Annotated in this window: 19 protein-coding genes; 15 read left to right on the forward strand and 4 right to left on the reverse strand. The window is 69.8% G+C overall.

What is annotated here, in order from left to right; all coding sequences use genetic code 11:
* Window positions 1-28: 28 nt before the first annotated feature.
* A complete protein-coding gene (locus NC7_RS07775; protein ID WP_167352416.1) occupies window positions 29-757 on the reverse strand; it encodes an amino acid ABC transporter ATP-binding protein in 729 nt (242 codons plus the stop codon).
* 233 nt (window positions 758-990) lie between these two features.
* Between NC7_RS07775 and miaB the strand changes: the two genes are divergently transcribed.
* Complete coding sequence (gene miaB, locus NC7_RS07780) at window positions 991-2,535, forward strand: tRNA (N6-isopentenyl adenosine(37)-C2)-methylthiotransferase MiaB (RefSeq protein WP_084458138.1); 1,545 nt, start codon at window positions 991-993, stop codon at window positions 2,533-2,535.
* A gap of 119 nt (window positions 2,536-2,654) precedes the next feature.
* Complete coding sequence (locus tag NC7_RS07785) at window positions 2,655-3,233, forward strand: Rv2732c family membrane protein (RefSeq protein ID WP_067980807.1); 579 nt, start codon at window positions 2,655-2,657, stop codon at window positions 3,231-3,233.
* A gap of 44 nt (window positions 3,234-3,277) precedes the next feature.
* Here the strand turns inward: NC7_RS07785 and NC7_RS07790 are convergent, their stop codons facing one another.
* Window positions 3,278-4,657: a DUF349 domain-containing protein gene (locus NC7_RS07790; protein ID WP_067980808.1), complete on the reverse strand. Its 1,380-nt coding sequence runs from the start codon at window positions 4,655-4,657 to the stop codon at window positions 3,278-3,280.
* 263 nt (window positions 4,658-4,920) lie between these two features.
* On the opposite strand from NC7_RS07790, the gene NC7_RS07795 reads away from it, so the two are divergent.
* The 7 genes from NC7_RS07795 (at window position 4,921) to NC7_RS07825 (ending at window position 11,747) form a co-directional block, all read left to right on the forward strand.
* Window positions 4,921-5,676 (forward strand): class III extradiol ring-cleavage dioxygenase family protein, encoded by a 756-nt coding sequence (locus NC7_RS07795; protein ID WP_167352412.1) that lies wholly within the window; start codon window positions 4,921-4,923, stop codon window positions 5,674-5,676.
* Window positions 5,673-6,599 carry a tRNA (adenosine(37)-N6)-dimethylallyltransferase MiaA gene (gene miaA, locus NC7_RS07800; protein WP_067980812.1) on the forward strand — a complete coding sequence of 309 codons (927 nt, stop codon included), beginning with the start codon at window positions 5,673-5,675 and terminating at the stop codon, window positions 6,597-6,599. Before NC7_RS07795 ends, miaA begins: the two co-directional genes overlap by 4 nt.
* A complete protein-coding gene (locus NC7_RS07805; RefSeq protein ID WP_067980814.1) occupies window positions 6,596-7,432 on the forward strand; it encodes a TrmH family RNA methyltransferase in 837 nt (278 codons plus the stop codon). Before miaA ends, NC7_RS07805 begins: the two co-directional genes overlap by 4 nt.
* A 44-nt stretch (window positions 7,433-7,476) precedes the next feature.
* Window positions 7,477-8,367: a diaminopimelate epimerase gene (gene dapF, locus NC7_RS07810; protein WP_067981260.1), complete on the forward strand. Its 891-nt coding sequence runs from the start codon at window positions 7,477-7,479 to the stop codon at window positions 8,365-8,367.
* A 163-nt stretch (window positions 8,368-8,530) separates the two neighbouring features.
* Window positions 8,531-9,961 (forward strand): GTPase HflX, encoded by a 1,431-nt coding sequence (hflX, locus tag NC7_RS07815; RefSeq protein ID WP_067981261.1) that lies wholly within the window; start codon window positions 8,531-8,533, stop codon window positions 9,959-9,961.
* A gap of 88 nt (window positions 9,962-10,049) precedes the next feature.
* The gene (locus NC7_RS07820; RefSeq protein WP_236573360.1) at window positions 10,050-10,922 is read left to right on the forward strand and encodes a lysophospholipid acyltransferase family protein; all 873 of its coding nucleotides are present in this window, start codon (window positions 10,050-10,052) and stop codon (window positions 10,920-10,922) included.
* 84 nt (window positions 10,923-11,006) lie between these two features.
* Window positions 11,007-11,747 carry a pirin family protein gene (locus NC7_RS07825; protein ID WP_067980816.1) on the forward strand — a complete coding sequence of 247 codons (741 nt, stop codon included), beginning with the start codon at window positions 11,007-11,009 and terminating at the stop codon, window positions 11,745-11,747.
* Between the two features lie 2 nt (window positions 11,748-11,749).
* Here NC7_RS07825 and lexA read toward each other — a convergent pair whose 3' ends face one another.
* Window positions 11,750-12,469 (reverse strand): transcriptional repressor LexA, encoded by a 720-nt coding sequence (gene lexA, locus NC7_RS07830; protein ID WP_067980818.1) that lies wholly within the window; start codon window positions 12,467-12,469, stop codon window positions 11,750-11,752.
* 228 nt (window positions 12,470-12,697) lie between these two features.
* Here lexA and NC7_RS07835 point away from each other — a divergent pair, with 228 nt between their 5' ends.
* The 3 genes from NC7_RS07835 to nrdR all read left to right on the forward strand — a co-directional run bounded on the left by NC7_RS07835 (window position 12,698) and on the right by nrdR (window position 15,210).
* Complete coding sequence (locus tag NC7_RS07835; RefSeq protein WP_157101884.1) at window positions 12,698-13,393, forward strand: hypothetical protein; 696 nt, start codon at window positions 12,698-12,700, stop codon at window positions 13,391-13,393.
* Between the two features lie 66 nt (window positions 13,394-13,459).
* Complete coding sequence (locus NC7_RS07840; protein ID WP_084458266.1) at window positions 13,460-14,677, forward strand: hypothetical protein; 1,218 nt, start codon at window positions 13,460-13,462, stop codon at window positions 14,675-14,677.
* A 65-nt stretch (window positions 14,678-14,742) separates the two neighbouring features.
* Complete coding sequence (gene nrdR, locus NC7_RS07845; RefSeq protein ID WP_067980826.1) at window positions 14,743-15,210, forward strand: transcriptional regulator NrdR; 468 nt, start codon at window positions 14,743-14,745, stop codon at window positions 15,208-15,210.
* Window positions 15,211-15,409: 199 nt separating this feature from the next.
* Here nrdR and hrpA read toward each other — a convergent pair whose 3' ends face one another.
* Window positions 15,410-19,726, reverse strand: a complete 4,317-nt coding sequence (gene hrpA / locus NC7_RS07850; protein WP_067980829.1) for an ATP-dependent RNA helicase HrpA — start codon at window positions 19,724-19,726, stop codon at window positions 15,410-15,412.
* A 187-nt stretch (window positions 19,727-19,913) separates the two neighbouring features.
* Between hrpA and NC7_RS07855 the strand changes: the two genes are divergently transcribed.
* From NC7_RS07855 to NC7_RS07865, 3 genes are all read left to right on the forward strand, one after another.
* On the forward strand, window positions 19,914-20,555 hold the full coding sequence (locus NC7_RS07855) for a Pr6Pr family membrane protein (RefSeq protein WP_067980830.1): 642 nt from the start codon (window positions 19,914-19,916) through the stop codon (window positions 20,553-20,555).
* Between the two features lie 10 nt (window positions 20,556-20,565).
* On the forward strand, window positions 20,566-21,789 hold the full coding sequence (locus tag NC7_RS07860) for an aminotransferase family protein (RefSeq protein WP_067980832.1): 1,224 nt from the start codon (window positions 20,566-20,568) through the stop codon (window positions 21,787-21,789).
* A gap of 94 nt (window positions 21,790-21,883) precedes the next feature.
* On the forward strand, window positions 21,884-22,942 hold the full coding sequence (locus NC7_RS07865; RefSeq protein ID WP_067980833.1) for an AAA family ATPase: 1,059 nt from the start codon (window positions 21,884-21,886) through the stop codon (window positions 22,940-22,942).

Raw genomic sequence — 22,942 nt, forward strand, 5'->3', positions numbered from 1 at the left:
CTTCTCCCTCTTGTGGTGTCGCTACAAGTCAGTGGCTGAGAATTTTGCCGAGGAAGTCCTTGGCGCGATCCGAACTCGGTGCGGTGAAGAACGTTTCCGGCGCCGCGTCCTCGACGACCTCGCCGTCGGCCATGAACAGCACCCGGTCGCCCGCGCGGCGGGCGAACCCCATCTCGTGGGTGACCACGAGCATCGTCATGCCCTCCTTGGCGAGGGAGACCATCACCTCGAGCACCTCGTTGACCATCTCCGGGTCGAGCGCCGAGGTCGGCTCGTCGAACAGCATCACCTTCGGATCCATCGCCAGCGACCGCGCGATCGCCACCCGCTGCTGCTGACCGCCGGACAGCTGGGCGGGGTACTTGTCGGCCTGGTTGGCGATGCCGACCCGGTCGAGCAGCGCGAGCGCGTGCTTGCGGGCCTCGTCCTTCTTGATGCCGCGCACCTTCATCGGCGCGAGCATCACGTTCTCGAGAATCGTCTTGTGCGCGAACAAATTGAACGATTGGAAGACCATGCCCACCTCGGCGCGCAACGCGGCCAGCGCCTTGCCCTCGGCGGGCAGATCCACCCCGTCGATGGCGATGCGGCCCGAGTCGATCGGTTCGAGCCGGTTGATGGTGCGGCACAGGGTGGACTTCCCCGAGCCCGAGGGGCCGAGGACGATCACGACCTGCCCGCGGGGCACTTCCAGGTTGATATTGCGCAGAACGTGGAGCTCACCGAAGTGTTTGTCCACGTTGTGCATCGAGATCATCGGCGGCGCGCCTGCAGTGGCAGCGGCGTCGGCTTTCCCGGTCGCGGGTGCGGCGTCGTCGGTCATGCTCAGAAACCTTAGGCGTTCTTCGGAGATTTGCCCTGCTTTCCGTGACTCGCCGTCTCGGCACGCCGAGAAGACATCTGCCGGTAACCGGGCGGCAGCCTCCACGTCGAGGTGGGCCTGTCCGACCGCGACGCAGGTCACCGGGGCGGTGGCCGTACCCTGGACGGGTGGATTCGAACGGACAGAATGCGACGCACGGCTCGGTCACCGAGGCGCGCACCTACGAGGTCCGCACCTTCGGTTGCCAGATGAACGTCCATGATTCCGAACGCTTGTCCGGCCTGCTCGAAGACGCGGGTTATGTGAAGGTCGCGCCGAGCGACACCCCGGATCTGGTGGTGTTCAACACCTGCGCGGTGCGCGAGAACGCCGACAACAAGCTCTACGGCACCCTCGGGCACCTCGCGCCGGTGAAGCAGGGCAGGCCCGGCATGCAGATCGCCGTCGGCGGGTGCCTGGCGCAGAAGGACCGTGACACCGTGGTGCGCAAGGCACCGTGGGTGGATGTGGTGTTCGGAACGCACAACATCGGCTCGCTGCCGGTGCTGCTCGAACGCGCCAGGCACAACGAGCAGGCGCAGGTGGAGATCCTCGAATCGCTCGAGGCCTTTCCTTCGACCCTGCCCGCCAAGCGTGAGTCGGCGTACGCGGGCTGGGTGTCGATTTCGGTGGGCTGCAACAACACCTGCACCTTCTGCATCGTGCCCGCGCTGCGCGGCAAAGAGGTGGACCGCCGCCCCGGTGACGTGCTCGCCGAAGTGCGGGCCCTGGTCGACCAGGGTGTGCTCGAGGTGACCCTGCTCGGCCAGAACGTGAACTCCTACGGCGTGAACTTCGTCGACCCGGAACAGCCGCGCGACCGGGGTGCCTTCGCCCAGTTGCTGCGCGCGACCGGTCGGATCGAGGGGCTCGAACGGGTGCGGTTCACCTCGCCGCATCCGGCGGAGTTCACCGACGACGTCATCGAGGCGATGGCGCAGACCCCCGCCGTGTGCCCGCAGCTGCACATGCCGTTGCAGTCCGGCTCGGACCGGGTGCTCAAGGCGATGCGCCGCTCCTACCGCAAGGAGCGCTTCCTCGGCATCATCGACAAGGTGCGCGCCGCGATGCCGCACGCCTCGATCACCACCGACATCATCGTCGGCTTCCCCGGCGAGACCGAGGAGGACTTCCAGGAAACCCTCGATGTGGTGCGCCGCGCGCGCTTCACCAGCGCGTACACCTTCCAGTACTCCAAGCGTCCCGGCACCCCGGCCGCCGAACTGGCCGATCAGGTGCCCAAGGCAGTGGTGCAGGAACGCTACGACCGGCTGATCGCCCTGCAGGAACAGGTGTCGCTGGAGGAGAACCAGGCGCTGATCGGTACCGAGGTGGAGTTGCTCGTCGCCGAGGGCGCGGGCAAGAAGAACGCGGCGACCGCGCGGATGAGCGGACGCGCCCGCGACGGCAGACTGGTGCACTTCCGGCCCGGAGACGAGTCGGGCATCCGGCCCGGTGACCTCGTCGTCGTCGACATCACCGCCGCCGCACCGCACCACCTGATCGCCGACGGTGTCGTGAAATCGCATCGCCGCACGCGGGCGGGCGACGCCCACGAGCGGGGCGTCACGCCCAAGACCGCCCCGATCGGCGTCGGCCTCGGCCTGCCGCGCATCGGTGCGCCCGTCGTGGAGCCGGTGGACAGCGGTTGTTCGACCGGGTGTCCGGCGTGAGCACCGAGGACCCGGACTCTACTACCGGACGTAGTGGGTCGGCTGACGGGCGCGGTGCCGGGGATGGCAGAGTGGAGCCCGGCGCGCACGAGCCGAGCAACCCTGCGGACAGGAGCGACGTGAACCGGGTGGGCAACGATCAGGAATTCGAGCAGTTCCGCGGCGAACTCGACGCCGTCGAACGGCGCATCGCCGGTGAGATCGACCCCGGCGCACGGGCGATGGTGGTGGCGGGCGCGGTGTTCGCCCTGCTCATCTCGCTGATCCTGCCGCACGCCGGAACCGCGCGCGGCTTCGACGTGCTGCTGAACACCGACGCGGCGCGCCTCGAGCACATCGGGTTGCCCTCGCGCGTCTTCGTCTGGCTGGTGCTCGTGTTCGGCGTCGGCTTCTCGCTGCTGGCCCTGACCACCCGGCGCTGGGTGCTGGCGTGGCTGGCATGCGCGGGGTCGGCGGTCGCGAGCGTGTTCGGGGTGCTGTCGATCTGGCACCGCCAGACACCGGGCCTCGGCAACTACGAGGGTGCGGGACCCGGTATCGGCCTGATCCTGGGCACCCTCGCGGTCATGGTCCTCACCTTCCACTGGATCCGGGTGGTGTGGAGTCGCACCGCCGTGCAGTTGGCCGCCGAGGAACAGCGCCGCAATGCCGCCCGAGAAGCCGAGGAACGCGACCGCAAACGCCTCATGGGTGAGTGAACGAGAAAACCCCGACCATCGCGGTCGGGGTTTTCTCGTTCTCGTCAGAGATTGCTGACGGCGCCTTCGGCGGCCTCGGCCCACTCACGCCACTGCTTGGCCTGCTCGAGCGCCTTCTCCGCGTCGCGCTTCTTGCCCGCTGCCTCGGCCTTGGCGGCCTGCTCCTCGAACTGGGCGACGCGCTCACGGAATTGCGCGGCCCGGGCCACGGCCTCCGGGTCGGTGCGGCGCCACTGCTGGTCGGCCGCGTCGCGCACCCGCTTCTCGATGGCGCGCAACCTGCCCTCGAGCTCCTGCATCCGCTCGCGCGGGACCTTGCCGATGGCGTCCCACTTGTCCTGCAGTTCGCGCAGGGCGGCGCGGGCGGCCTCGAGGCCGGTGGCCGGGTCGATGTGCTCGTAGGCGTCGAGCAGTTCCAGTTTGGCGGTGGCGTTGTGCTCGAACTCCGCGTCGCGTTCGGAGACCGCCGCGTTGCGGGCGGCGAAGAACACGTCCTGGGCGCTCTTGAACCGGCGCCACAGTGCCTCGTCGGCCTCACGTGGCGCGCGGCCCGCCGCCTTCCATTCGGTGAGCAGATCGCGGAACACCGCGGCGGTGCCAGTCCAGTCGGTGGAACCCGACAGTTCCTCGGCGCGTACACACAGCTCTTCCTTGCGCGTCTTGGCTGTGGCGCGTTCGCGGTCGAGCTCGGCGAAATGGGCGCCGCGGCGGCGGTTGAACGCCTCACGCGCCTTGGAGTAGCGCTTCCACAGCGCGTCGTCGACCTTGCGATCCACCCCGCGGATGGACTTCCACTCGTCGAGGATCTCGCGCAACCGGTCGCCCGCGGCCTTCCACTGGGTGGATTCGGCGGCGATCTGCTCGGCCTCGGCGGCCAGGGCTTCCTTGCGCTCGGTGTGCTCGTGGCGGGCGCGTTCCTTCTCCTCCTTGGCGTGCGCGGCGGCTTCCTCGGAGTGTTCGGTGATGGCCTGCAGACGGGTGGCCAGGCTGTCGATATCGCCGATGACGGCGGCGGTCGGCAGCGTCTCGGCCAGCGCCAGCGCGGCGGCCTTGGTCTTGCGCGCGTCGGCGCCCGCGGCCAAACGCGCCTCGAGCAACGCCACCTCGGTGGCCAGATCGTCGAAGCGGCGGCCGAAGTGGGCCAACCCCTCGGCCGCGTCCCCGGCCTGCCAGGAGCCGATCACACGCTCGCCGTCGGCCGTCCGCACCCAGGCGGTGCCGTCCTCGTCGACCCGACCCCATTTGCTCGGGTCGGTGGCGGCGGGCACAACCACGGCGTGCGGATGCGCCTGATCGGGGCCGGGCGCCGGTTTCACGGCATGCGGTTTGGGCGGCTGCGCGGCCTTGCCGCCGGGCTTGGGGGTGCCGGAGGGTCGCGGACCCGGACCGGGGGTGGGCTTCGCGGTTGCGTTGCTGTCGGTCATTGCTCTCCGTCCCTGCCGCGCGTCACGGCTGCCTGGTTACGCCCTAGCACATCCCATTGAACCCGCTTCGAGCCGAGGAAACCATCGATCTCGGGGATCGGATGCCGCGTTTCCTGGGATTTCGTCCCGGACGACGGGGGTGGTCGCATCAGAAAACACTAGCAATCTCGCGGGGCACCACAGCGCCGGACACTCGCGGACCGCCCCGGGCTCCCGCCACGCCGGATGCGGGCGCGCACCGCCGGTGCGGCTACGGTTACCTCGTGTTCTCGATAGCGGCCCTGGTCCCGTCGCCGCCGATGCTGGTGCCCCACCTGTGCGGACATCAGCTGGCCTCCGGCGATGTTCCCGACGAGCCCGTGGTGACGGTGCGCGCGGCCGCGCTCGAGGCCGTCGCCACGCTCGCCGCGCAGGCCGACCAGTGGGTCGTCGTCGGCACCGGCGCCGGGACCGAGACGTTCGATCCCGGTACGCGCGGCACCTTCCGTGGGTTCGGCGCCGATGTCGTGGTCGGTCTCGGACCGGGAGCGGGCGCCGACGCTCCGGCAGACCCCCAGCTTCCGCTGCCCGTCCTGATCGCCGGGTGGTTGCGGGAGCAGGCCGCACCCGGTGTTTCCGTCCACGCGCGGCTGATCGCCGCCGACACCGCACCGGAGGAGTGCGCCCGATTCGGTGCCGACCTGCGCGCCGAACTCGACGCCGATCCGGCGCCCCACGCCGTCCTCGTCGTCGCCGACGGCGCCGCCACCTTGACCGTGAAATCTCCCGGCTACCTCGACGAGCGCGCCGAACCGTTCCAAACGGACCTCGACGCGGCCCTGCGTGCCGGTTCCCGGGCCGGGCTCGCCGCACTCGACCCCGACCTCTGCGCGCGGCTGCGGGTCGACGGTCGCGCCGCCTATCAGGTGCTGGGCGGCCTGTTCGCCGCCGATCCGGCCGACCCACGGGTCCGCACCCTGTACCAGGGCGCGCCCTACGGCGTCGGCTACGACGTGAGCCTGTGGGACGGCCGCCGATGACGATCCGCCCCATCGCGGTCGTCGGCCCGACCGCGACCGGAAAGTCCGATCTGGCCCTTGACCTGGCCGAACGGCTCGACGGCGAGATCGTCAACATCGACGCGATGCAGCTGTATCGCGGCATGGACGTCGGCACCGCGAAGCTGCCGCGCGCGCAGCGGCGCGGCATCCCCCACCACCTTCTCGACGTTCTCGATGTCACCGAGACCGCGACCGTCGCGGCCTACCAGAGCGCGGCCCGCACGGTCGTCGAGGACATCATGGCGCGGGGTCGCACCCCGGTCGTGGTCGGCGGCTCGATGATGTACGTGCAGGCGCTGCTCGATCGGTGGGACTTCCCGGCCACCGACCCGGACGTCCGTGCCCGGTGGGAAGCGGTGCTCGCCGACGGCGGGGTCGCGGCCGTGCACGCCGCGCTGCGGGCGGCCGACCCGGTCGCGGCCGACACGATCCTGCCCACCGACGGACGACGGATGGTCCGCGCGCTGGAAGTCGTCGAGCTGACCGGCAAACCGTTCGCCGCCTCGGCGCCGACCATCGGTGCACCCCACTGGGACACGGTCATCGTCGGCGTCGACCGCGAGACCGCCGCCCTCGACGCCCGCATCGAGGCCCGCACCGCGCACATGTTCGACGCGGGCCTCGTTGACGAGGTCCGCGCCCTGCTCGACGCCGGACTGCGCGAGGGCCAGACCGCCCGCCGCGCGATCGGCTACGCCCAGGTGCTCGCCGCCCTCGACGGCGAATACGACCTCGCGCACGCCCGCGAACGCACGCTCATCGGCACCCGCCGCTACGTGCGGCGACAGCGGTCCTGGTTCCGCCGCGACCCCAGGGTGACCTGGGTCGACGGCGCCGACCCCGACCTCACCGCCACCACGCTCACCCGGCTCGACGAACAGACAGGACGGACCGCGCAGTGACCCGACGAGTGAGTACCCGCAACGCCTCGGTACAGGTGTGGCAGGCCTACCTCAACAACCGGACCAAACGTCACCGCGACGGCCGCTTCCTCGTGCAGGGCGTGCGCCCGATCACCCAGGCGCTGGCCAACGACTGGCCGCTGGAAACGCTGCTCTACCGGCTCGGCACCCCTGATCTGTCCAGCTGGGCGCGGGAACTGCTCGACACCACCGACGTACCGCAGGTGGGTCTGGTTCCCGAGCTGATGGCCGAGCTGGGCGAGAAATCGGGCACGACTCCCGAGGTCGTCGCGGTGGCCCACGCCCGCCATCCCGACCTGGCCGACTACGAACCCGGCGAACCGGGGGAGGACTTCCCGGTGGTCGTGGTGTTCGACCGGCCCAATTCGCCGGGCAACCTCGGCACGCTCATCCGGTCGGCCGACGCGTTCGGTGCCTCGGGGGTGATCGTCACCGGTCACGGCGCCGATCAGTTCGACCCGCAGGCCGTGCGTGCCTCCACCGGCTCGCTGTTCGCCGTGCCGGTCCTTCGCGCGTCGGGCCCGGCCCAGGTCGTGGAGTTCCGCGACCGGCAGGTGGCGCGCGGCATCCCCACCCGCATCGTCGGCACCGACGAACACGCGCCGTCGACCATCTACGACCACGACTTCACCGAGGCGACGATCCTGGTGGTCGGCAACGAGACCACCGGGATGAGTTCGGCCTGGTCGCAGGCCTGCGACGACCTGGTGACCATCCCGATGGGCGGCACCGCCAGCTCGCTGGGCGCACCCTCGGCGGGGGCGATCGGGCTGTACGAGATCGCCCGCCAGCGCCGCACCTTCGCCCGATGACGGGAGCGCCGTCCGCACAGGGGACAATGGCTGGCGTGTCCGACATCGAATTCAGCAAGGGCCACGGCACCCAGAACGACTTCGTCGTGCTGCCCGACCTCGCGGTGCGTCTCGACCTGACCGCCGACCGCGTCGCCGCTCTCTGCGACCGTCGACGCGGTCTCGGGGCCGACGGTGTGCTGCGCGTCGCCAAGGCGGGCGCCCTGCGCGCGGCGGGCGTGCTCGACACCCTGCCCGACGGCGTCACCGCCGAGGACTGGTTCATGGACTACCGCAACGCCGACGGCTCGATCGCCGAGATGTGCGGCAACGGCATCCGCGTGTTCGCCCACTACCTCAACGCCACCGGGCTGGAAACGCGCACCGAGTACCTGATCGGCAGCCGGGCGGGTGGACGTCCCGTGCGGGTCCACGCCGCGGGCCCGGTGGACGGCGACATCACCGTCGACATGGGTGTCGTGCGTGAGCTCGGCGGCTCCACCGCGACCCTGGGCGGCTGGGCGTTGGCCGGTGTCGGCATCGATGTCGGCAATCCGCACCTGGCCTGCGTCGATGAGAGCCTGACCGCCGACGCCCTGGCCAAGCTCGACCTCAGCGTGTCACCCGGTTTCGATCCCGACCTGTTCCCGCACGGCGTCAACGTCGAGATCCTCACCGCGCTCGACGCCGACAACGCCGTCGACATGCGCGTCTACGAGCGCGGGGTCGGCGAGACCCGTTCCTGCGGGACCGGAACCGTCGCCGCCGCGGCCGCCGCGCTCACCGCGGCGGGTGTGTCGGTCGGTTCGGGTCGGGGCGAGGTCACCGTGCGCGTGCCCGGCGGACAGGTACACGTCACCATCGACAACGGCCGCGCCTGGATGCGCGGGCCCTCGGTCCTGCTCGCCGCGGGCACCCTGTCGGTCGACTGGTGGAACGCGCGGGCCCAGGGATAACCGGATGCGCCGTGTCACTGTGACGTGGCAGCATGGAAGGCGTATGACGAAACCAGAAGTACCCTCAGACACCACATCGGACCGCGACACCACCGCGGCCGATGCCGACGTGGCCGCCGAACGCGGCGACGTGGACGACGCGCTGGCCCGCCACGCGGCGCGCATGCAGCGCCCGGGCTGGTCACCCGAACCGACCGTCGGCGAGATGCAGCTCGACGAACGCAGCTCGCTGCGTCGCGTCGCCGGGCTGTCCACCGAGCTCACCGACATCACCGAGGTCGAATACCGCCAGCTACGCCTGGAACGGGTGGTCCTCGTCGGCGTGTGGACCACCGGCAGCGCCGCGCAGGCCGAGGCGAGCATGGTCGAGTTGGCCGCACTGGCCGAGACCGCGGGCTCGGAGGTCCTCGAAGGGCTCATCCAGCGCCGCGACAAGCCCGACCCGGCCACCTACATCGGCTCCGGCAAGGCCGAGGAACTGCGCACCGTGGTTCTCGACACCGGCGCCGACACCGTGATCTGCGACGGTGAACTCACCCCCGCCCAGCTCACCGCGCTGGAGAAGGTCGTGAAGGTGAAGGTCATCGACCGCACCGCGCTGATTCTCGACATCTTCGCCCAGCACGCCACCTCCCGCGAGGGCAAGGCCCAGGTCGCGCTCGCGCAGATGGAATACATGCTGCCGCGACTGCGCGGCTGGGGTGAGTCGATGTCGCGGCAGGCCGGTGGTCGTGCCGGGTCCAACGGCGGTGTCGGTCTGCGTGGTCCCGGTGAGACCAAGATCGAGACAGACCGTCGCCGCATCCGCGAGCGGATGGCCAAGTTGCGCCGCGAGATCCGTGAGATGAAGACCGCGCGCGACACGATGCGCGCGCGCCGCAGCGCCAGCGGGGTGCCCGCGATCGCCATCGTCGGCTACACCAACGCGGGCAAGTCCAGCCTGATGAACGCGCTGACCGGCGCGGGCCTGCTCGTGCAGGACGCCCTGTTCGCCACCCTCGACCCGACCACCCGCCGCGCGGCACTGGAAGACGGTCGCGAGATGGTGTTCACCGACACCGTCGGCTTCGTCCGACACCTGCCCACCCAGCTGGTCGAGGCGTTCCGCTCGACCCTGGAAGAGGTCACCGGCGCCGACCTGCTGCTGCACGTGGTCGACGGATCCGACCCGCTGCCGCTCGAGCAGATCCGCGCGGTGCGCGAGGTCATCACCGACGTGATCAAGGAGCAGGGCACGGCGGCTCCGCCGGAACTGTTGGTGGTCAACAAGATCGACGCCGCCGACCCCGACGAGCTCACCCGTCTGCGCGGGCTGCTGCCTGGTGCCGCGTTCGTCTCCGCTCGCACCGGGAACGGCATCGAGGAGTTGCGGGAACGCCTCTCCGAGGTGCTCGGCGGACTCGATGTCGACATCAGTGTGTTGGTGCCCTACAGCCGGGGCGACCTGCTCGCTCGTATCCACGCCGACGGCCGGATCATCTCCTCCGATCACGAGGAGGGCGGCACCCGCGTGCGCGCCCGCGTGCCGCACGCGCTGGCGGCGGCACTGTCGGAATTCGCCCATTCCGGGCCGGTGGAGTCGTCGGATCGGTAGCCGGGTTTGCCGCCCGGTTGCGGCCGACACCGATGCGACACAGCAATATTCGGACGCTATGGTCGATTGTCGACAGCAGGAGGGTGTTATGTCGAACGACCAGATGAACGATGTCGAGCAGGGCGACCACGTTCTTTCCGACGGCGCGCCGTTGAGTCCGGCGCCGAGCGAGTGGGAGATCCGGGCATTCGAAGCGGTGTTCGCACCGGTGCGGGCCTGGGCGAGTCCACGCTTCTACGGGTTGGACAACATTCCGGCCGAGGGCCCGGTGCTGATCGTGGCCAACCACAATCTGCTCGGCGGTATCGATGCGCCGCTGCTGATGCCCGCGATCCTGCGGGAGCGGGGGCGGCTGGTGCGCGGGCTGGCCGAGCACGTGCTGATGGTGCCCGGTGTGCGCGAGATCCTGCACCGCTTCGGTGCGGTGCGCGGGACCAGGTCGAACTGCCTCACGTTGCTCGAGCGCGGTGAGGCGGTGGTGGTGTTCCCCGGTGGTGGTCGCGAGGCGATCCGCCGCAAGGGGGAGAAGTACGTGCTCAAGTGGGAGGGGCGCACCGGGTTCGCGCGGATGGCGATCCAGGCCGGGGTACCCATCGTGCCGTTGGCGATGATCGGCATCGACGATGCCTTCGACATCGTCTTCGACGGTCAGCATCCGGTGATGTCGCCGCTGCGGTGGACGTGCGAACTGCTCGGCATCAACCCCGAGTTGAACCCGCCGCTGGTGAAGGGTATCGGGCCGACCCCGATTCCCCGCCCCGAACGCTTCTACTACTCGGCGGGCGCACCGATCGATCCCACCCCGTGGCTCGGCGCCGACGACATCGACAGTGCCGCCGCCGATCTGCGTGACGTGGTGCGCAAGAGTTTGGAGGAGGAACTGCGGTTCCTGTTCTCCGAACGCGAGCGCGACACCGGCCGAGGCCTGCTCGGCCGCCTGCGCGGCGCGCTGCCCTTCTGACCGATGCTAGCGGCGGAATACCCGCCGCTCACCTCGCGTTGCGACCTATACGGACCACGGTCCGAATAGTGGGAGGCGAGGGCGATGACGGCACAGGTTCAAGTGATTCCGGCAGCGGATCGCAGGTACTGGCGTAACGAGTGGCTCGTCTCGCGCCAGTCGTTCCCCGCGACCGGGAATTTCGTGCTCGAGGACTACGCGCACGGGCTGCTGCTGGTGCACAACGAGGACACCGTCGACCCCGGCGAGGGCTTCGACACCCATCAGCACCGTGACACCGAGATCCTGACCTGGGTGCTGGAAGGCACCGTGGTGCACCAGGACTCGGCGGGCCATTCCGGGCTGATCCGGCCGGGTCTGGCGCAGCGGATGAGCGCGGGCACGGGCATCCGGCATTCCGAACGCAACGGCGCGGGGCGGGCCGAACGGGAACGGCTGCACGTGGTGCAGATGTGGATCCCGCCGGACACCGTCGGCTCGCCGCCGAGTTATCAGGAAACCGACGTCGAGGCCGCGCTGCGCCGCAACGCGCTGGTGCCGGTGGCCTCCGGAATGCCGAGGTACCGAGGCGAGGCCGCGATCGGCATCGGTAACCGCCACGCCACCTTCCATGTCGCACGGCTGGATCCGGGTCACAGCATCACCGTCCCCGACGCGCCGTTCGGCCATGTCTTCCTCGCCCGTGGTGCCGTGGACTTCGAGAGTCACGGAGCGCTCGGGCAGGGCGACGCCGTGCGCCTCACGGCGACGGGCGGTCACCGGGTGACCGCGACCACCGCCGCGGAGGTGCTGATCTGGGAGATGGACGCGGCGGCCCGCCGCTGACCTCAGACCTTGCGGATGACGGTGACGACTTTCCCCAGGATTTGCGCGTCGTTGCCTGGGATCGGTTCGAAATGTGGATTGTGTGGCATCAGCCACACGTCTTTGCCGGTGCGCTTGAACGTCTTCACGGTCGCTTCGCCGTCGATCATGGCCGCGACGATGTCGCCGCCCTCGGCGACGTTCTGCTGACGTACGACCACCCAGTCGCCGTCGCAGATCGCGGCATCGACCATCGACTGACCGACCACCTTCAGCAGGAACAGTGAGCCGTCGCCGACGAGTTCACGCGGCAGCGGGAACACGTCTTCCACCGCCTGCTCGGCCAGGATCGGTCCACCGGCGGCGATCCGGCCGAGGACCGGAACGAAGGTGGGGGTGGGGCGGCTCGGATCGACCACGTCCTCCACGGGCTCGGTGGGCAGTGTGGTCACGGCGCGCACCGCCTCGTCGAGCCCGCGTACGTTCACCGCGCGCGGCCGGTTCGGGTCGCGGCGCAGGTAGCCCTTGCGCTCCAGGGCACGCAGCTGATGGGCCACCGAGGAGGTGGAGGTGAGCCCGACCGCGTCACCGATCTCGCGGATGCTCGGCGGGTAGCCGCGTTCGGTCACCGAGGTGCGGATGACCTCGAGGACCGTGCGCTGACGCACGGTGAGATCCGCCCCGGATCCCGATGTGACGGTGCCGGTAGCGCTTTCGTCACCCGTGTCGTCTGTGTGGGTCACCGTGTGCCGCCCTTCCGCTGGTCGAATTCGCCTCTCTCACGCTAGTCGGGCCACGCCGAAGTATCAAACATCTGTTCGAGCATGTCGGGCGTTTCGTGCTGACATGCGCGCTGCGGCGTGGTAGAAATCGAACATCAGTTCGTCGCACAGGTGTTCGAACAGGTGCGGTCATCGTCGCCTCACCTGCCCTTTCATCCAGCGGAGCACACCACCCCGGAGGTTCTTCCGATGAGCACAGCGATCAGCGCCCTGCGTTCCTACGATTCCGCCGAACTCCCCGAACCGGTGCTGCGTCGCCGTCGAAGCACCCGCGCCCCACGGCCTTTCACGCTCGTGCGCGGGCTGGGTAGAAATGCCGCGGCGCGGCGTGAGGTCGCCGCCCGTTTCACCGCGCATCCGCCGGTCCCCGCCGAGTCCGCACGGCCAGCGGCAGTGGTCGGCACATCGGCGGTCGCCGAACCCCGAGCCAGGGGTGCGCGGACGTTCGATCTCACCGAAGCCGAGGTCGATCTCGCGTTCGCCACCGTGCCCCGCTGGGAGTCGGTGGGGACCCGATCCGTGACCGGCTCGCTCGCCGCCGAGCCGCCGACGGCGCCGTCGCGTCGGCGGGTACGCGCGGATGTCCAGGCGGCCGATCGCGGCCCGCGATCGCGTGAGCCGCGCCCGGAGTCCGGGCTCTACTCGAGTGTGCGGGTTTCCGGCGCTCGCGGCGCTCATCCGATGGTTCGGGTTCGCCGGGCGCAGGCGGGCTTGGCGGCCCTCGCGCTCACGGCGCTGGCGACCGCGCTGATCGTGGCCACACTCTTAGGTCTGGCGCATCTGCGAGCGGGCAGCTTCGGCGGGTCGACGGACCCGTCTACCGGCATCTCCCAGCAGGGCGACCACCCGCAGATCGGCTTGTTCGAAACGCGATTCCAAAACTAGAACACGTTGCTATCGTGACGATTGTCCGTACCGGGTGGGCCGGTCCGGGCACGGATGCGAGGTCACGTGCGCAGCTCTTGGATCGTCCTGCTGCTGGGAATGCTGCTGGCCACCGTGGTTGTTCCGGTCGCTCGCGCCGATCCCGGCTACACCGCCTACCTGGACCTACCCGCCCGCAACGACGACGGTGAATTCGCGGGCGGTATCCATCCGGCCCTGCCGCTGGGCGTCGAACCCCTGCGCGCGGCACTCGATCAGGCCAGAGCCGACGACATCGCGCCGCGACGATATTCCACACTGCTGCACCAGTACTGGCTCGTCGTCGCCACCGACAACGCGGGCATCGACCTCGCGGACTGGGCGCCGGAGCGTGGCGTGGCGGCCAATACCGACACCTTCACCCGGGTGTACGTCAACTACTTCCGGATCGCGGCGGCCCGCCCGGACTTCTACTGGGCAGGTCTGGCGGGGATCGCCGGTGGCTCTTTCGCGTCCGGGTTCTTCGACGTGGGCGATGTCGGCACCCTGCTGTCGGTGCGCGGAATCCACGAACTCGGCACCGCGGTCGCCGACCTGCTGCGGGCCACCCCGGCGGAGCTGGTCGCCGCCGTACCACCCGACATCGCCGCGCTCGCCCTGCGTGGCCCGCGGCTGACCGCCGACGATCTGGCGTGGTACCAGACCAGGCTGATCATCATGCAGCGCCACATCTTCACGGATCTGGTGCCGATGCACGAGGCCTACCTGGCCGACGGGATGGCGGCGATCGACGAGATGCACGCGGCGGGCCTGCTCGACGACACCATGCGTGCCGCCTGGGCGGGCATCGACGACGGCACCGGACTGGCCGAGGCGCTGGTCACCATGGCCGACCGCGAACAGAACCACATCGTCCCCGAGCAGTGGGACGCCACCGCCGCCGGGCGCGGCGGACTGGGGCGAGTGCTCACCTATGTCACCACGGTCGCGGGTAAACCGGGCCTGGCGGGCGCCCGCGCGCCCGGCGTGTACGCACCGGCCACCGTGCGTTCGCCGATTCCCGGCAGCGGGCTCGGACTGCGGATGCCGCTGCCCGCGTTCAACTGGGCCGACCGCGCCGACCGGTGGGCCTACCTCGCCGCCGACCTGGTGCCCCGCCACCTCGACCTGGCCACCGACCCCGCCCGAGCCGTGGCCGTGTACCGCGAACCGTTCCAGGACAAGCTCGACCGGGGCCGATTGCTGACCCGGCTGCCCGAGGTGATCGCGGACCTGACCACGCAGTGGCAGGTGACCCATACCTGAGCGGTATCCTGTCAAGAGTCATGGAGTAGCGAACTGAACTGCGCACCGACGAAGGAACCCCTCGGATGCATTGCCCGTATTGCCGTCACCCCGACTCGCGTGTCGTCGACTCGCGGGAAGTCGAGGAGGGCACGGCGATTCGACGCCGACGGTCCTGCCCGTCGTGCGGGCGCCGGTTCACCACCGTCGAGACCGCGGTGCTGTCGGTGGTCAAGCGCAGCGGGGTCACCGAACCGTTCAGCCGCGAGAAGGTGATCGTCGGTGTGCGCCGTGCCTGCCAGGGCCGTGAGGTCGACGACGACGCCCTGAACCTGCTGGCCCAGCAGGTCGAGGACGCGGTGCGCGCCAAGGGATCACCGGAAGTTCCCAGCCACGAGGTCGGCCTGGCCATCCTCGGCCCACTGCGCGATCTCGACGAGGTCGCCTACCTGCGCTTCGCCTCGGTCTACCGATCCTTCACCAGCGCGGACGATTTCGAACGCGAGATCACCGAGATGCGCGCCGCCCGCGCGGCCGCCACGTCCGCCGACTGAACCGGCGTCGGCATCACCGCCGCGTTGTGGGCGACTTCGTGACCGTGCGGGGCAAGCGTCGGCGTCGCCCGCGCGTGCGCCTCGGAACGCTGCGGGCTCGAGCGGTAGTCGCGTCCGATGCGGCGCCGTGACGGGGAGTACGCATCGTGCGGTGCGGCACGCCGACTTCTCCGCGCACTGCCGGTCGAGTCGGCTGATGTCATCGCCGGATGGAAGCGATCGCCTTCTCGATGCGCTTGGTAGACACCGGGTACGGAGTTCCCAGTTTCTGGGCGAAGAGGCTGACGCGCAATTCCTCGATCATCCACCAGATCTCGGTGACATCGCGAGCATTGCGGCGGCTTTCGGGAAGGCTGCGGACGAGCTTGTCGTAGGCCGCGAGCATCCGGTCGACCTCGACCATCCCCTGTCGGTCGCGCACCGCGGACCCCGGTAGCGATTCGAGGCGCTGGGCGGCGGCGAGCAGGTAGCGGGGGAGTTCACGCAGCCGGGCGCGTCCCCATTCGGCGACGAAGCCGGGGAACAGCAGGTCGTCGAGTTGGTGGCGGACGTCGTCGGCGATATCGGTCTCGGTGGTCTCGGCCAGCGCGGCGCGGGCCTGGTGCGCGGCCACCAGCACCGGTGCCACCAGTCGGATCAGGTCGCTCACGGTCCCGGCCAGTTTCGGGCGGACGGCGGCGACGAGCTCGTCGAATTCCTTCGGCGTGCGCACCGGACCACCGGCGCGGGCGATGAGTTCATCGGCGGCGGCGACCCGGCAGTCCTCGACGAGCTTGTCGAGCGAACCGTCGGGGTTCTGGCTCAACGCCAACCGGTCGGCGGCCGACAGTCCGGCCGTGACGGCGCGGGTGGAGGTCGCTACGGCGGCCAGCAGCAGGGTCCGCACGCCCGCGCGCATGGCGGCGGCCTGCTCGGCGGGCGAACTCAGCACCCGCACGGCGACGCCGTCCGCCTCGGGGACCAGCGCGGGGTAGCCGGTGACGGTCTGCCCGCCCACCTCACGGCGCACGGTCGGCGCGACGGAACCGAGCGACTCGGAGGTCCACACGGTGGCGGGCGCCCGTTCGGCACCGGCGGTGGCGCGGGCGACGGAGGCTGAAACCTGCTCGGCCAGCCGGGTTTTCAGCTGGGCGAGGTGCTTGCTCTTGGCCAGTACCGTCCCGCGCTGATCGACGGCCGCGAAGGTCATTCGCAGATGATCCGGCAGCGCGGCGGGGGACAGGTCGTCGGCGGTGACCGTCGCCGAGCCGAGCCGAGACAGCTCCCGCGCCAACCCGATCCGCAACGGTTCCGCGCGCGGGGTGAGGCCGCGTAAGGCCGCCGCCGCGAAGTCGGGTGCCGGAACGACCGCACGGCGCAACGTTTTCGGCAGCGTCTTGATGTAGGCGGCCGCCAGTTCCTCCCGCATGCCGGGGACCAGCCAGTCGAAGCCGACCGCGCGCACATGGGCCAGTTGCTCGACCGGGATCCGAACGGTGACACCGTCGTCGTCCTGTCCGGGCTCGAACTGATAGGTCAGCGGGAACGAGAGTTCTCCCTGCCGCCAGGCATCGGGGAAATCGGTGGGGTCGAGCGCGGCGGCACCGGCATTGACCACGGTGTCGGTCGAGAAGTCCAGCAGCGCCGGGTCTTTGCGTTCGGCCTTGCGCCACCAGGAGTCGAAGTGACGCACCGAGACGATGTCGGCGGGGATGCGCTGGTCGTAGAACTCGAACAGCACCTCGTCGTCGACGAGGATGTCGCGGCGGCGGGCCCGGTGCTCGAGGTCGGCGACATCGTCGACGAGCGCTCGGTTGCGGGCGAAGAACCCGTGTCTGGTCTGCCATTCACCCTGCACGAGGGCGTGGCGGATGAACAGTTCACGCGACAGTTCCGCATCGATGCGCCCGTAGTCGACGGGGCGGCCGGTCACCAGCGGCACACCGTAGAGCGTGGCCCGCTCGTAGGCGCGAGCCGCGCCACGCTTGGCCGACCAATGCGGTTCCGAATAGGTGCGTTTCACCAGGTCACCGGCGAGCCGCTCGGCCCACTCCGGTTCGATCCGCGCCGCGATGCGCCCCCACAGCCGCGAGGTCTCCACCAGTTCGGCCGCCATCACCCAGCGCGGCGGCTTCTTGGCCAGCGACGAGCCGGGGAAGATCATGAACTTGGCATTGCGTGCCCCGAGGAACTCCCGTGACTCCGCTTCCCGCACACCGAGATGCGAGAGCATGCCCGCCAGCAAGGACTGATGGATCTGCGCGCTCGGCCACGGCATCGCCGCCTCCGCCGCATCCGAATCCGATGATGTCGCAGCATCTTTCGCGCCATGCTGCGAACGGTCATCGGACGATGGCTGCCCGGCACCACGACCGCGCGCGTTCCGGCCACCTCGCCGCGCTGCGCCGTCGGAGCCGGAGCCAGCCCTTCGCCGGTCGTCCACGGCTTCGGGAGCGCCGCCGTCTCGGCGACCGGATCCGGTCCGCGCCGACCCTGCGCCATGCGCAGTGGTGTCGGAACCGGCTCCCCGGGCGGTCGCCAGGGCGTCGCCGGTACCCGGCGAATCCGCCTGAGCGCGTTGGGGTCTGCCCCGCCCGCGGCGGCCACGGCCACCCTCTTGCGCCTGCTCGCCCGCCGTCGACGGCAGATGCCCGGTGCTGTCCCACCCGAGTCCACGGGTGATGGTGCGCAGCTGACCGTGCAGGTCCTGCCACTCGCGGATCCGCAGGTAGTGCAGGAACTCGTCGCGGCACATGCGGCGAAACTGGTTGGACGACAACGACTTGCGCTGCTCGGTCAGGTAGTCCCACAGGCGCAGGTAGGCCAGGAAGTCCGAACCGTCGACGGTGAAGCGGGCATGCTGGGTGTCGGCGGCCTGTTGATGCTCCACGGGCCGTTCCCGCACGTCCTGGATCGACAGTGCCGCGACGATCACCAGCACCTCGTCGAGACAGCCGTTGCTGTTGGCCTCCACCAGCATGCGGGCCATGCGCGGGTCGACCGGCAACTGTGCCATCTCCCGGCCGACCGGGGTCAGTGTGAGATGCCCACCCGACTGTTCTTCGCTACCAACAGCTTTGGAGCTGCCGTGGGCCAGCGCGCCCAGTTCTTCGAGCAGGGCGATGCCGTCGCGGATGGCCCGGCGGTCGGGGGCTTCCACGAACGGGAAGCTCTCGATGTCACCGAGGCCGAGCGCGGTCATCTGCAGGATGACGGCCGCCAGGTTGGTGCGCAGGATCTCCGGCTCGGTGAACGCGGGCCGCGACTCGAAGTCGTCCTCGGAGTACAGGCGGATGCAGATGCCGTCGGCGACACGACCACATCGGCCCGAACGCTGTCGTGCCGAAGCCTGCGACACCGGTTCGATCGGCAGCCGCTGCACCTTGGTCCGCATCGAGTAGCGCGAGATGCGCGCCGTACCCGGGTCGATCACGTACCGGATACCCGGCACGGTCAGCGACGTCTCGGCCACATTGGTGGCGAGAACCACCCGACGACCGGTGTGTGGTGCGAACACCTTGTGCTGTTCGGCGGCCGACAGACGCGCGTACAGCGGGACGATCTCGGTGCGCGGCAGTCTGAGGTCGCGCAGCGAATCGGCGGTGTCGCGGATCTCGCGTTCACCGGAAAGGAACACCAGCACGTCACCGTCGCCCTCGGCGAACAGTTCGGTGACCGCGTCGCCGATGGCATCGGTGGGGTCGCGGTCGACGACGCGGGTGTCGTCCTCGGCGTCGGTGCCCGGCAGCTCCAAAGACAGGGGGCGATAACGAAGTTCGACCGGATAGGACCGACCCGACACCTCGACGATCGGGGCCGGGGTGCCGTCGGCGGTGGCGAAATGGCGGGCGAACAGTTCGGGGTCGATGGTCGCCGAGGTGATGATCACCTTGAGATCGGGCCGCTTCGGCAGCAACTGCTTCAGGTAGCCGAGCAGGAAGTCGATATTGAGGCTGCGCTCGTGTGCCTCATCGATGATGATCGTGTCGTAGCGGCGCAGCAGCCGGTCGCGCTGGATCTCGGCGAGCAGGATGCCGTCGGTCATGAGCTTGACCAGGGTGCGATCCGAGGCCTGATCGGTGAAGCGCACCGTGTACCCGACCACGTCGCCGAGTTTGGTGCCCAACTCCTCGGCGATGCGTTCGGCGACCGTGCGCGCGGCCAACCGGCGCGGCTGGGTGTGTCCGATGGTGCCCCGGATGCCGCGACCCAGTTCCAGGCAGATCTTGGGGATCTGGGTGGTCTTGCCCGAGCCGGTCTCACCGGCGACGATGACGACCTGATGGGCGGCGATCGCGGCGGCGATGTCGTCGCGGCGCGCGGAGACCGGCAACTGTTCGGGGTAGGTGATCGACGGCACCGCCGCGCGGCGATTCGCCACGCGGGTCTCGGCGGTGGCGATCTCGGCGTCCAACGCGGGTAGATCCTCGGGGCGCGCCCGGTCCAGTTTGCGCCGGAGCCGATGTTCGTCGCGCAGCGAGACCTCCGCCAGGCGGGTGCGCAGCGCGCGGGTTCCGGTGCTAGCTGTCCTGGTCATTGCGCCTACCAGCCTAGCGAAGCACGCCACCGGTTTTCCCGGCGCGCCCATCGTCGTCGGCGTGCTGCACCCGGATCACCGACATCTCATGCGAAGATGCGGCATGACCAAGCACCGGTCTCGGCGCGTCCCCGCCTCTGGACTGACCGGAGGGTGCGACGAAGGCGTGCCCGGGAGGAGGGGTTCGGTGCGCACGGCGTGGTGGATCAGGGCATACCGGATCGGCATCGGAGTGCTCGGTCTCGTCGCCCTGCTGTGGATTCCCCTGCGCAACCTGGACTCGCCGACATTCTCGATCGCGAACTACCTCAGCTACTTCACCATCGAGTCGAACATCCTGGCCGTGCTCGTGCTGCTCGTCGGTGGCCTGCTCGCGCCGCAGGGACCCGGCTGGCAGGTGGTGCGCGGCGCGGTGACGCTGTACATGCTCATCACGATGGTGGTGTACGCGGTGCTGCTCGCGGGCATCGACGTGATGCTCACCGACAAATGGATCAACGACATCATGCACCGATACCTGCCGCTGGTCCTGGTGGCGGACTGGCTGCTGGTCGCGATGGACCGCCGACTGGCGGTGACACCGTCGCTGATCGGGAAGTGGCTGATCTTCCCGTCGCTCTACGGCACCTACACGCTGATCCGCGGCCCGATCGTCGACTGGTACCCGTACCCGTTCATCGACCCGCGCCAGCAGGGTTACCTGTCGATGGCCCTCGGCTTGCTCGTGTTGAGCATCGTGTTCGCGGTGCTCGCGGTAGCCATGGCGTCGCTGGGTGACCTGCCCGCGTGGTGGAGGGCCCGACGAGCGCGCCCGGGCGAGTCGGTGTAAGTGTGGAGCCATGAATGCGCTCTGGCATGGATTCGCCGATATGGGTGCCGTCGCTCGGGACGGTGCGTTCGTTGTCGCCCGAGGTGAGGGAGCCCACGTCTACGACACCGAGGGCAACCGGTACCTCGACGCCACCGCGGGCCTGTGGTTCGCCAATGTCGGCCACGGTCGCGGGGAGATCGCCGACGCGGTCGCCGAGCAGTTGCGCACCATCGCCCACTACTCGAACTTCGGTGACCTCACCGAGCCCGCCACCCAGGAGCTCGCCGAGAAGCTGTCGGGCATCGCGCCCGTGCCCGGCAGCAAGATCTTCTTCACCTCCGGTGGCTCGGACTCGGTGGAGACCGCCGCGAAGCTGGCCCGGCGGTACTGGCACGAACAGGGCCGCGCCGACAAGAAGATCCTGGTCGGGCGGCGCCTGGCCTATCACGGCATGCACTACGCCAGCACCTCGCTCGGCGGGCTCACCCCGAACAAGGAGGGCTACGGCGTCCTCGTGGAGGACACCCGCACCGTCGAATGGAACGACGCCAAGGCGTTGCTCGCGCTGATCGAGGACGTCGGCGCCGAGCGGATCGCGGCGTTCTTCTGTGAACCGATCATCGGCGCCGGTGGGGTGTACCTGCCGCCCGAGGGCTACCTGGCCGAGGTGCGTCAGATCTGCCGCGACCACGACATCCTGTTCGTCGCCGACGAGGTGGTCACCGGCTTCGGGCGGATCGGTGGCTCCTGGTTCGCCTCCACCCGTTTCGATCTGCGGCCCGACCTGATGACCACCGCCAAGGGCCTCACCTCCGGCTACCTGCCGATGGGCGCGGTGTTCATCGCGCCGCACCTGGCCGAGCCGTTCTACTCCGGCGGGGTGTGGTTCCGGCACGGGTACACCTACGGTGGCCACGCCGGTGCGGCGGCCGCGGCCCTGGCCAACCTCGCCATCGTCGAACGCGAGGGTCTGCTCGAGGAAGCGGCGCGGCTGGAGCAGACGCTGCACACCGCCCTCGCCCCGCTGGCCGATCACCCGCGCGTGGCGGAGGTCCGCAGCGGTCTCGGCGCGGTCGCGGCGGTTCAACTGGCCGATCCGTCCGAAGGTCCCTCCTTGGTGAAGGCCCTTCGCGCACAAGGGATCTCGGGTCGTGCCGCCGGTGCGGGCGCCATGCAGATCTCCCCGTCGTTCGTGATGACCGACGCGCAGGTGGCCGAACTCGCCGAGGGATTCGCGCGCGCCCTCGGCTGACCCCCGCGGGCGGCCCGTCGGCGAAACTCGCTGGCGGGCCACCCGACCCGCCCGCTACTGTCCTGCTCCGACGAGGACAGGGGAGGGGACCCGCGTGCAGGCATCCGTCACGGTGACACCGGACCAGCTACCGGAACTACTGCTGCATGTCGCCGTGGTGCGACCCGTATTCCTCTGGGGCGCACCGGGAATCGGGAAGAGTTCGCTGGTGCGCACCTTCGCCGACTCGCTCGGCCTCGAGTGCGTCACGCTGCTCGGTACCCAGCTCGCGCCCGAGGACCTCATCGGGGTGCCCCAGATCGTGGATGGTCGCAGCCGCTTCGCGCCGCCGGAACTGATCGCCCGCGCCCAGCCCTACTGCCTGTTCCTCGACGAGCTCAACGCCGCCTCGCCGGAGGTGCAGAAGTCGTTCTACTCGCTGATCCTCGATCGACGCATCGGCACCTACGAACTGCCCGCGGGCTCGGTGGTGATCGGTGCGGGCAACCGCGCCACCGACAACGCGCTGGCCCGCCCGATGGCCTCGGCGCTGGTCAACCGCATGGTGCACCTGCATCTGCGCGCCGACGTGGACGACTGGCTGAAGTGGGCCGCCGTCAACGACATCCATCCGTGGGTGATCCGCTACCTCACCCAGCGCCCCGACCATCTCTGGTCGGCACCGCCCAAGACCGAGGCGCCCTTCTCCACCCCGCGCGGCTGGCACATGCTCTCCGACGCGCTGCACTCCCGCGGCGACGACATCGACGACACCACCCTGCAGGTGCTGGCCACCGGCACTCTGACCCTCGGCCACGCCTCGGGCTTTCGCGCGTTCGTCAAGACCGTGCGCCACGCCTTCGACCTCGACGCCGTCTTCAAGGGCGAGGCCGCATGGCCGCGCGATCCGGTCGACCGCGACCTGCTGTACTTCCTGGCCGAGACGATGCGCGCCCGCCTGGTGAAGGAACTGCCCGGCGACCGCGAGCACACCTCCGCCTCGGTGCGCCGGTTCGTCCTGCGCGCGAAATCGCTGCTGGTGGAGCTGGCCGAGATCTCGGTGGAATGCGCGCAACTGGTCATCGCCGCCGACGCCGACGGCGTCCCGGTGCTGCCGTCGTGGTTCCTCATCGAGGTCTCGCGTGACCTGCCGCGACTGGCCGCGCGGCGCTGA

The organism is Nocardia caishijiensis NBRC 108228 (assembly GCF_001612825.1).
Taxonomy (GTDB): domain Bacteria; phylum Actinomycetota; class Actinomycetes; order Mycobacteriales; family Mycobacteriaceae; genus Nocardia; species Nocardia caishijiensis.

Bases quoted from the DNA above. Each gene is read 5' to 3' on its own strand.
- NC7_RS07775 (WP_167352416.1), bottom strand. From the start codon at position 757: ATGATCTCGATGCACAACGTGGACAAACACTTCGGTGAGCTCCACGTT.
- NC7_RS07790 (WP_067980808.1), bottom strand. From the start codon at position 4,657: ATGACCGACAGCAACGCAACCGCGAAGCCCACCCCCGGTCCGGGTCCG.
- miaA (WP_067980812.1), top strand. From the start codon at position 5,673: ATGACGATCCGCCCCATCGCGGTCGTCGGCCCGACCGCGACCGGAAAG.
- hflX (WP_067981261.1), top strand. From the start codon at position 8,531: ATGCAGCGCCCGGGCTGGTCACCCGAACCGACCGTCGGCGAGATGCAG.
- NC7_RS07820 (WP_236573360.1), top strand. From the start codon at position 10,050: ATGTCGAACGACCAGATGAACGATGTCGAGCAGGGCGACCACGTTCTT.
- NC7_RS07825 (WP_067980816.1), top strand. From the start codon at position 11,007: ATGACGGCACAGGTTCAAGTGATTCCGGCAGCGGATCGCAGGTACTGG.
- NC7_RS07835 (WP_157101884.1), top strand. From the start codon at position 12,698: ATGAGCACAGCGATCAGCGCCCTGCGTTCCTACGATTCCGCCGAACTC.
- nrdR (WP_067980826.1), top strand. From the start codon at position 14,743: ATGCATTGCCCGTATTGCCGTCACCCCGACTCGCGTGTCGTCGACTCG.
- hrpA (WP_067980829.1), bottom strand. From the start codon at position 19,726: ATGACCAGGACAGCTAGCACCGGAACCCGCGCGCTGCGCACCCGCCTG.
- NC7_RS07860 (WP_067980832.1), top strand. From the start codon at position 20,566: ATGAATGCGCTCTGGCATGGATTCGCCGATATGGGTGCCGTCGCTCGG.